The organism is Corallococcus exercitus, assembly GCF_003611585.1.
GTDB classification, from domain to species: Bacteria; Myxococcota; Myxococcia; order Myxococcales; family Myxococcaceae; genus Corallococcus; species Corallococcus exercitus.
This window is the reverse complement of record NZ_RAVW01000433.1, coordinates 1-8,109: the sequence shown is the minus strand read 5'-3', so window position 1 is coordinate 8,109 and position 8,109 is coordinate 1. Positions and strand designations below refer to the sequence as shown.

Annotated in this window: 8 protein-coding genes; 5 read left to right on the top strand and 3 right to left on the bottom strand. The window is 65.5% G+C overall.

The annotated features are described in order from the left end of the window. Positions 1-426, top strand: a 426-nt coding sequence (locus D7W79_RS34870) for a hypothetical protein (RefSeq protein WP_276375525.1), incomplete at its 5' end; no start/stop codon positions are given. Here the strand turns inward: D7W79_RS34870 and ybiA are convergent. After that, positions 416-928, bottom strand: coding sequence for a riboflavin biosynthesis intermediates N-glycosidase (gene ybiA / locus D7W79_RS34865; protein WP_120529639.1), 513 nt, complete (start codon positions 926-928; stop codon positions 416-418). The two genes, D7W79_RS34870 and ybiA, sit on opposite strands and share 11 nt — an antisense overlap. Before the next feature lie 93 nt (positions 929-1,021). Here ybiA and D7W79_RS34860 point away from each other — a divergent pair, with 93 nt between their 5' ends. From D7W79_RS34860 to D7W79_RS34855, 3 genes are all read left to right on the top strand, one after another. Beyond that, positions 1,022-1,759 carry a hypothetical protein gene (locus D7W79_RS34860; RefSeq protein ID WP_244222137.1) on the top strand — a complete coding sequence of 246 codons (738 nt, stop codon included), beginning with the start codon at positions 1,022-1,024 and terminating at the stop codon, positions 1,757-1,759. A 92-nt stretch (positions 1,760-1,851) separates the two neighbouring features. Further along, positions 1,852-4,041 carry a hypothetical protein gene (locus D7W79_RS43365; RefSeq protein WP_147442200.1) on the top strand — a complete coding sequence of 730 codons (2,190 nt, stop codon included), beginning with the start codon at positions 1,852-1,854 and terminating at the stop codon, positions 4,039-4,041. 177 nt (positions 4,042-4,218) lie between these two features. Further along, on the top strand, positions 4,219-4,635 hold the full coding sequence (locus D7W79_RS34855) for a hypothetical protein (RefSeq protein ID WP_208729920.1): 417 nt from the start codon (positions 4,219-4,221) through the stop codon (positions 4,633-4,635). Positions 4,636-4,656: 21 nt separating this feature from the next. Here D7W79_RS34855 and D7W79_RS34850 read toward each other — a convergent pair whose 3' ends face one another. Both D7W79_RS34850 and gmd read right to left on the bottom strand, forming a co-directional pair. Next, a complete protein-coding gene (locus D7W79_RS34850) occupies positions 4,657-5,580 on the bottom strand; it encodes a GDP-mannose 4,6-dehydratase (RefSeq protein WP_120529637.1) in 924 nt (307 codons plus the stop codon). A gap of 1 nt (position 5,581) precedes the next feature. Further along, a complete protein-coding gene (gmd, locus tag D7W79_RS34845; RefSeq protein ID WP_120529636.1) occupies positions 5,582-6,553 on the bottom strand; it encodes a GDP-mannose 4,6-dehydratase in 972 nt (323 codons plus the stop codon). A gap of 139 nt (positions 6,554-6,692) precedes the next feature. Between gmd and D7W79_RS34840 the strand changes: the two genes are divergently transcribed. Further along, the gene (locus D7W79_RS34840) at positions 6,693-7,955 is read left to right on the top strand and encodes a myxosortase-dependent phytase-like phosphatase (protein ID WP_158617128.1); all 1,263 of its coding nucleotides are present in this window, start codon (positions 6,693-6,695) and stop codon (positions 7,953-7,955) included. The last annotated feature ends 154 nt before the right edge of the window (positions 7,956-8,109 follow it).

Genomic DNA, 8,109 nt, shown 5'->3' with positions numbered 1-8,109 from the left:
ACGCCCCCGGCGCGGCAGTCCGGGTCGCCCGCGGCGGAGGCGGAAACCCAGGAGCCGGCCGTCGTCCTGCCGCTGGAGGTCACGGAGTCGCCCGCGCCCCGTGACCCGCTCTCCATCGAGTCGCAGAGCGTGAAGGGCAACGTGCTCACGCTCCACGTCCGCCACGGCGGCGGCTGCAAGGAGCACCGCTACGGCCTGGCCTGGGACGGCAGCTTCACGAAGACGGCGTCGGGCGAGCCGCGCGCGGAGCTCACGCTGCTGCACGACGCGAACAACGACCGGTGCAAGGCCCTGATCTACAAGGACCTGGCATTCGACCTGTCCACGCTGCAGCAGGAGTGGAGCGAGAAGGGCCACGGCGACCACGCCACGCTCCACCTGGACTTCAACGGCGTGCCGGAGCAGTCCGCTACCTTCAAGTTCTGACCTGGCCGTGCCCCTGCGCGAGGAGGTCCTCGCGCAGGTGCGTCAGTACGTTGCCCAGCAGGTTCAGCCCCCGCCACGTGGACGGATCCTGGATGCGCGGATCCTCCGCGTTCAGCCCCACGCCCCAGATGCGGTCCAGGGGGCTGGCCTCCACCAGCACCGTGCCCCGGGTGGCGAGCAGCGCCTCCAGCAGGTGCCGGTGCTGCGTGAACTTCGCGTGGTTGCCCTCGTAGACGATGCGCTCCCGCTCGCGCTCCCAGAGGGCCGCGTCGAACGGGCTCACCTTGCGGCCCAGCGCCTTGTGCTGCTTGGGAGCGGCGGCGCGCAGCACCTGATCCAGCACGCGCGTGTCGCCGAACAGGCGCGCCTTGCCCGCCATCATGTACTGCTCCGCGCAGGTGTAGCGCACGCCATCCACCTCGAACACGGACGGGTGCCACTGCGAGAAGAAGGAGTCCTCCTTCCAGAAGAACGTGAACCTCGGCGACGACGACGTGGGCATCGCAGGCCTCCTTGAAGCTTGGTGTGGTTATGACACGAACGTGCGGCGATGGAGGAACCTGACGCAGGCCTCTACAATGGCCGCCCGCTCCCCATGCGACTTCAAGACGCCCAGAAGCTGTTGGACCGTTGCTTTTCCGGCACGCGGGAGGGCGCGCCCCGCCTCCACGAGCCCTCGGACCCGCGCTTCGCGGAGCGGGGTGGGGCGGTGTGGCTGGAGTACCGCTGGTACGTGCGCGAGCGCGGCATGGCGGAGGTGTTCCTCAAGTGGGACCGCGTGCCGCCCGGCAACGAGAAGACGGTCGAGGCCACGGTGCTGCGCACGCACCTCCTGGGTCAGTCCCCCATGCTGTCCCAGCGCGCGCTGCGCACGGTGGAGGGCGGCACGCCCGCGCCGGAGCGGGTGCTGGACATGCTCAAGAACGACGGCATCCGCCGCGAGTGCGTGGCCCGGGGGCGCACCACCGTGACGGTGGAGCACTGGGAGAGCCGGCGGCCCGCGGCCCTGCTCGACGAAGCGCGCTTCGAGGAGCTGGCCGCGCCCCTGGAGGCGGAGGACTCCACGCCGGACGCCCGTCACGAGGCCGTGCAGCGGCTGGCGGACGCGGAGCGCAGCCCGCGCGTGACGGACGTGCTCCTGCGGTTGGTCGCGCGCAAGCCGTCGCTGATGGCCCTGCGCATCCTGTCGGAGTGGGGGGAGGTGAAGGCCCGCGAGTTCTGCCAGCGGGACCTGGCCGCCGTGAAGCCGGGCCACGCGGCGGACCTGTGGGCCCTCACCGCGTTGGACCGGCGTCTGGAGGCGTGGCAGTCGATCTATTCGGGTTGGCCTTGAGTGCGTTGCGTGAAAGGTTGGCAGAGATATAAGCTTTTCCGGCAGTCATTGGGGTCGTACTTCCCGAAGAGCTTAAATCCTGGGGGTGTTCTGTGGAGCTTGAGAAGTTCTGTGGGATCTTGCCAACTGCTAACGCCACGCCAAAGATTCTTGCGAAAACAGGCTTGGCTTTTACTGAGTCCATCGAAGGATTTGTTGCGCCGACATTGCAGCCTCAATCGGATTTTGGCGACGTAGCCAATGCGCGTGTAATCGTTGTCTCCGCTCCAGGTGCCGTAGGGAAGAGCACCTTGGCGCGAGAAATCGCATCGCGACAGAATCTTCCTCTCTGGGACTTGGCTCAGTCTGGCCCGGTTGGACAAAATACGCTCGTCGGAACGTTAAGTGTCGCGTTTGGAGTGGGGGTATTTGCAGGGTTCTTGGCTGACCTCCAGTCAGGAAAGCAATGTGTTGTGATTGACGCTCTTGATGAAGCGCGAGTCAAGATTACGGCCCAGGCTTTTAATGCATTTTTGGAAGACATTGCCCAGGTTTCAAAGGCAGCTTCTGGATGCTCGTTTGTTCTTCTTGGTCGCACGCAGATTGCGGAGACTGCATGGCTTGAATTGAGCGTGTTGGGAGCTTCACCTGCATTGGTGTCGATTGAGCCGTTCTCGTCGGAACAGGCCGATGAATATATTGAGAGAAAAGTCGTTGCTCGTGGTGGTGCCGCGGCGGAGGCTTTGCGTGTGCACAGAAAGCCTTTTGAGGATGCACGCGGCATGCTTGTTGATTTGATGCGCCAAGCTGTTGCTGGAGATCGATCAACTGAGTCTTTCCTTGGGTATGCGCCTGTGCTCGATGCAATGGCCGTTCGCCTGAGTGAGTCTCAAAATTTTGAGGCAACAAGGCAGGAATTAATGAAGTTGGTTGGCGATGCTGCGTTGACGCCACAAGCGCAAAGTCGGCCTGCTGCTCTGCTTCGTCGGGTTTGTGATGATATTCTTCGGCGCGAACAGAAGCACAAGTTGGTGCAGAACGTCCAAAAACAACTAGAGCCTATTGCTAGCAAGCATGGCTGGGTGGATTGGGATTCTTTGTATAGTCCAGCGGAGCAGTGCTCCCGACTTGCTGCTAAATTGCTTGATGCGAAATATGTCGGGTCCGAGAAGTTGCCCGTAGATTTGCGTGCTGAGTATGAGCAGCGGCTAGTTACTTTCTTGGATGAACATCCGTTCCTGCGTGACGGAAAGACGGCTGCAAATGCCGTTTTTGAGGCTTATCTTTTTACTAGGGCTTTGTTTTACGAGGAGGGCGATCTTCGCAAGGCCGTAGAAAAAAGGTTCGTTTCGGGAAATGGGCCTTCGACGCGGCTTGTGTCGGATTTCTATTTCCTTTTCATGAAGGAGGCGGGTGCAGACATCATTCCGCTTGCGCACATTTCGCCGATTTATCGATCCTTGGCCTCTGCTGAGAGTCCGACGACCCATGTGTCGATGATCCTTGAGGGCGATGATGAGGAATCGGATGATGCTGGAGGGGTGTTTGCGGAGGGCGAGTTTGTTGTTTGTGTTCACTCTGGGGATGAAGTTCTTCCAGCGTCTTATGAGTTTAGTGCACCGGTCGGCAAGGGGAGTGTGCTTCCGCTGACGGGGCGAGTGGCTGAGACATTTATTTATGTTCCGGGTGAGGTCCGTCTTTCTGCTGCAGAGAATGAGTTTGAGGCTGGGCCTGCCGTTGAGATTTATTGTGAGAAGTTGGCATTTGATGTCACGGGTCTCGTGGTTGTTGGTGAGAAGCGGACTGGTCATGTTGCTGAGAGTGTTGACCCGACAGTCACCTTTGTTGCGTCTGAATGCGAAGCGCCACGCCTGGGGAGAGTGACTGCGCGTGGCAACCTTAGAGTTTCCTGGCCTGGATCGAAGTCGTATCCATGGACCGAGTTTCATGTCGAAGACGCTGTGCCTTCTGAGTTGCGCGCAGATCCTCGAGTGCTAGAGGCCTTTCTCAGATTTAAGCGGATTGTTCTTACGCTGCGTTCGCACAGCAAGGGGAGCTTGGCCCGCTACTATAGAAAGGTCGAGCATCAGCGGGTGCTGAAGGGGGCGGTAGGTCAGGAGTTGTTGCGACGACTGGTTAAGGATGGTGTTTTGCGCCGTGTTGCGGATTTTTATCATTGGAGTCCAGAGGCGGCATCGTCCTGTGTTGGGACTTCATGGCAAGAACTCAAGCGTGGTGAGGCGAGTGTGCAACTGAAGGAGTATTTGTCTCGCTTTGTTAAAGACAATTCAGCTGCCTTCTGAGTCGTCCTCATGAGCCTGGGTGAACATCGGGCATGCGCATAACGCGCATCTGGAAGGAGTGCGGCCGAAGTTCATTTCTCACTTGGTTGAGGTGAGAATTCTTGAGGTTGAGAAGGCCCTTCCCAGAGGTACGGGCAGGGTCTTCTCAGCAATGACGCGCCGGAGCGGGTGCTGGACATGCTCAAGAACGACGGCATCCGCCGCGAGTGCGTGGCCCGGGGGCGCACCACCGTGACGGTGGAGCACTGGGAGAGCCGGCGGCCCGCGGCCCTGCTGGACGAAGCGCGCTTCGAGGAGCTGGCGGCGCCCCTGGAGGCGGAGGACTCCACGCCGGACGCCCGTCACGAGGCCGTGCAGCGGCTGGCGGACGCGGAGCGCAGCCCGCGCGTGACGGACGTGCTCCTGCGGCTGGTCGCGCGCAAGCCGTCGCTGATGGCCCTGCGCATCCTGTCGGAGTGGGGGGAGGTGAAGGCCCGCGAGTTCTGCCAGCGGGACCTGGCCGCCGTGAAGCCGGGCCACGCGGCGGACCTGTGGGCCCTCACCGCGTTGGACCGGCGCCTGGAGGCGTGGCAGTCGCTGGCGCGCCCCACGTGAGGCGCGGCCAGTGGCTCTGCGTCAGTGCACGCCGACCTTGGGGCCCAGCACATCGCGCAGCGCGTCCGCGACGGTGAGCTTCGGGTTCCAGCCCAGCGCACGCAGCCTGGCGGGGTCCGCCACGAGGCTGGGGATGTCGGAGGGTCGCAGCCGCGCGGGGTCCAGCTCGATGCGCGCCTGCACGCCGGACAGCCGGATCATCTCCTCCAGCACGCCTCGGATGGTGCGGCCCTCGCCGCTGCCCACGTTGTAGGCCTGACCCGCTTCGCCCTTGAGGAGCAGCAGCCGGTACGCGTCCACCACGTCCTTCACGTGGGAGAAGTCCCGGATGGCGTCCAGGTTGCCCGTGCGCAGCACGGGGTCCACCGTGCCCAGCCCGATGGCGCGGATCTGCGCCGCGAACGAGGGCACCACGAAGGTCGGGTCCTGCCCCGCGCCCAGGTGGTTGAAGGGCCGGGCGAGGATGACCTCCATGCCGTAGCTGCGGAAGAACTGCTCGCCCGCCAGCTCCCCCGCGGACTTCGACGCGGCGTAGGGGCTGAGCGGCACATGCGGGTGGCCTTCCGTCGCGAGGGTTCCTTCCGCGACGGGGCCGTACACCTCACCCGAGCTCACCAGCAGCACGCGCGCCTTGGGGGCGCTCTCGCGCAGCGCGGTGAGCAGGTGCACCACGCCCATGGTGTTCACCGCGAAGACGCGCGCGGGGTTCTGGTGGCTCTTGGCCACCGAGCTGAAGCCGGCCAGATGCAGCACCGCTTCCGGCTTCACCTCGGAGACCGCCGCCTTGACCTTCGCCTCGTCGGCGACGTCGAAGTGCAGGGCGGTGCTGCTGATGCCCTCGCCGCGGGGCCCGTGCACCTCCACCACTTCGTCGCCGGCCGCCCGAAGGGCTGCGCAGGCATGCCGGCCGACGAATCCATCCGCTCCCGTGACGAGGACGCGCATCTTACCGCTGCCCTGCCTTGACCCGCTCCAGGTCGGCGTCGACCATCATCTCCACGAGCTGCTTGAAGCGCACCGTGGGCTCCCAGCCGAGCTTCTCCTTGGCCTTGTCGTACTTGCCGATGAGCAGGTCCACCTCCGCGGGGCGCACGAACGCGGGGTCGATCTTCACGTGCTTCTGGTAGTCCAGGCCCACGCGCGCGAAGGCGATCTCCACCAGCTCCCGCACGGTGTGCGTCTCGTTGGTGGCGACGACGAAGTCCTCCGGCGTCTCCTGCTGGAGCATGCGCCACATGGCGTCCACGTAGTCGCCCGCGAAGCCCCAGTCGCGCTTGGCGTCCAGGTTGCCCATGGGCAGCGTGTCCTGGAGGCCCATCTTGATGCGCGCCACGTTGTACGTGACCTTGCGCGTGACGAACTCCAGGCCGCGGCGGGGCGACTCGTGGTTGAAGAGGATGCCGCTCACCGCGAAGAGCTTGAAGGACTCGCGGTAGTTCACGGTGATGTGGTGGCCGTACGCCTTCGCCACGCCGTACGGGCTGCGCGGGTAGAAGGGCGTGTCCTCCGTCTGCGGCACCTCCAGCACCTTGCCGAACATCTCGCTGGAGGACGCCTGGTAGAAGCGCACCTGCGGGCGGGTGTGGCGGATGGCCTCCAGCATCTTCGTCACGCCCAGCGCGGTGAACTCACCGGTGAGCACCGGCTGGTTCCAGCTGGTGGGCACGAAGGACTGTGCCGCCAGGTTGTAGACCTCGTCCGGCTGGGTGAGGTTCAGCAGGGCCGCCAGCGAGAACTGGTCCAAGAGGTCGCCCTGGTGCAGCTGCACCTTCCCCTGGAGGTGAGCGATGCGCTCGAACTTCTCCTCGGAAGAGCGGCGCACCATGCCGTGCACCTCGTAGCCCTTCTTGAGCAGCAGCTCCGCCAGATAGCTGCCGTCCTGCCCCGTGATGCCCGTAATGAGTGCGCGCTTGGCCATGGCCCTTGTCTGTTCGCTGGAAGACGTGGGTCGTTGTACCCGAGGCTTTCGCCGTCTGCCAACAGTCCCAGGGTTTCAGGGAACTTGAATGGGAACGGGCAAGTGCCTAGGTAGGGAGCGACCTGCCCAGGAGCCGCCCATGCGCAACCTCTCCCTCCCAGCGTTGACGGCCGTGCTCGTGAGCACGGCGGCGGGGGCTCAGACGGCGCCCGTGCAAGCGCCCTACACCTTGCAGACCCAGCCCGGAGCCCGCTCCGGGGGCGGCACGGTGAACGACGTGGCCCTGTGGGTGAACCCCGCCAACCCGTCCGCCAGCCGACTCATCACGGCGGACCAGAACAACGGCCTGTTCACCTATGCCCTGGACGGTGGGGAGCTGCAGGCCGTCACCGAGGGCACGTCCTCGAGCGTGGACGTGCTGGGGGGCTTCCCTCTGGCGGGCGGGACGTCCGCCGCGCTGGTGCTCAGCGCCAGTCCTACGCTGCAGGGGCTGGTGCCCTACGTGATGGATGCCACGGCGGATGGTGGCGGGCTCACCCGCCTGTCCCCCACGGTGGCCCCGCTGGACGTAGGTGTGACCTACGGAACGGTGCGCATGGCCCGCGGGGTGGATGGGACCATCCAGGCCTTTGGTGGCCTGGCGGCGGGCGGCATCCGGCAGTTCGCGCTGACGCCCACCGACGGTGGCGTCACGGCGACCCCCCTGCGGGACATCCCGGCCGGCACCGTGCTGGGGCTGGCGGTGGACCCGGCGTATCGCGCGCTCTACGTGGCGCAGCAGGGGCAGGGGCTCTACCGCTACGGCTCGGACGCGGACGCCGGCATCACGGGCACGCAGGTGGTGGGCCTGGGGGACGGCGGCCTGACGTCCGTGGGGCGCATCGCGCTGTACGAGGCCTCCGGGACGGACGGCTACGTCGTGGCGTCGGACCCGAACGCGAACACCTTCGTCGTCTTCGACCGGCGCACGCTGGGCCGGGTGGGGTCGTTCCAGCTGGTGCAGGACGGCGGCACGGACGCGGTGGAGCAGTCGCGCGGGCTGGTGGCGTTCTCCGGCGCGCTGGGCACGGCCTTCCCGGAAGGGCTCTTCGTCGCGCACGACGGCATGAGCAGCAGCACGCTGGGCGACAACGTGAAGCTCACCTCCTGGGGCAACGTGGCCCGGGCGTTCTCGCCGCCGTTGATCATCGCGCAGCAGCAGGCGGATGCCGGGACGGACGGCGGCACCGGCCAGGACGGCGGTGGCGGCGGCGTCATCAAGCCGGGAGACCAGAACCCCATTGGCAGCGGCGGCGGGACCGACGACGACAGCGGCTGCGGGTGCACCAGCACGTCCGTGCCGGCCGTCGCGACGCTGGGCCTGCTGGCGATGGCGCTCCTGGGCCGCCGTCGTCGCGGCTGAGACGGGGAGCGAAGCGGGTTGAAAGCGACAGGGGGGCGGGATGAAGTGCGCGCCCCATGCGCTCCTTCCGCTCCACCGTCCTGGCGCTCGCGGTGCTCGCCTCCGCCTGCAAGGGCGGCCCGACGCCCGCTCCCGCCACCACGCCCCCCGCGCC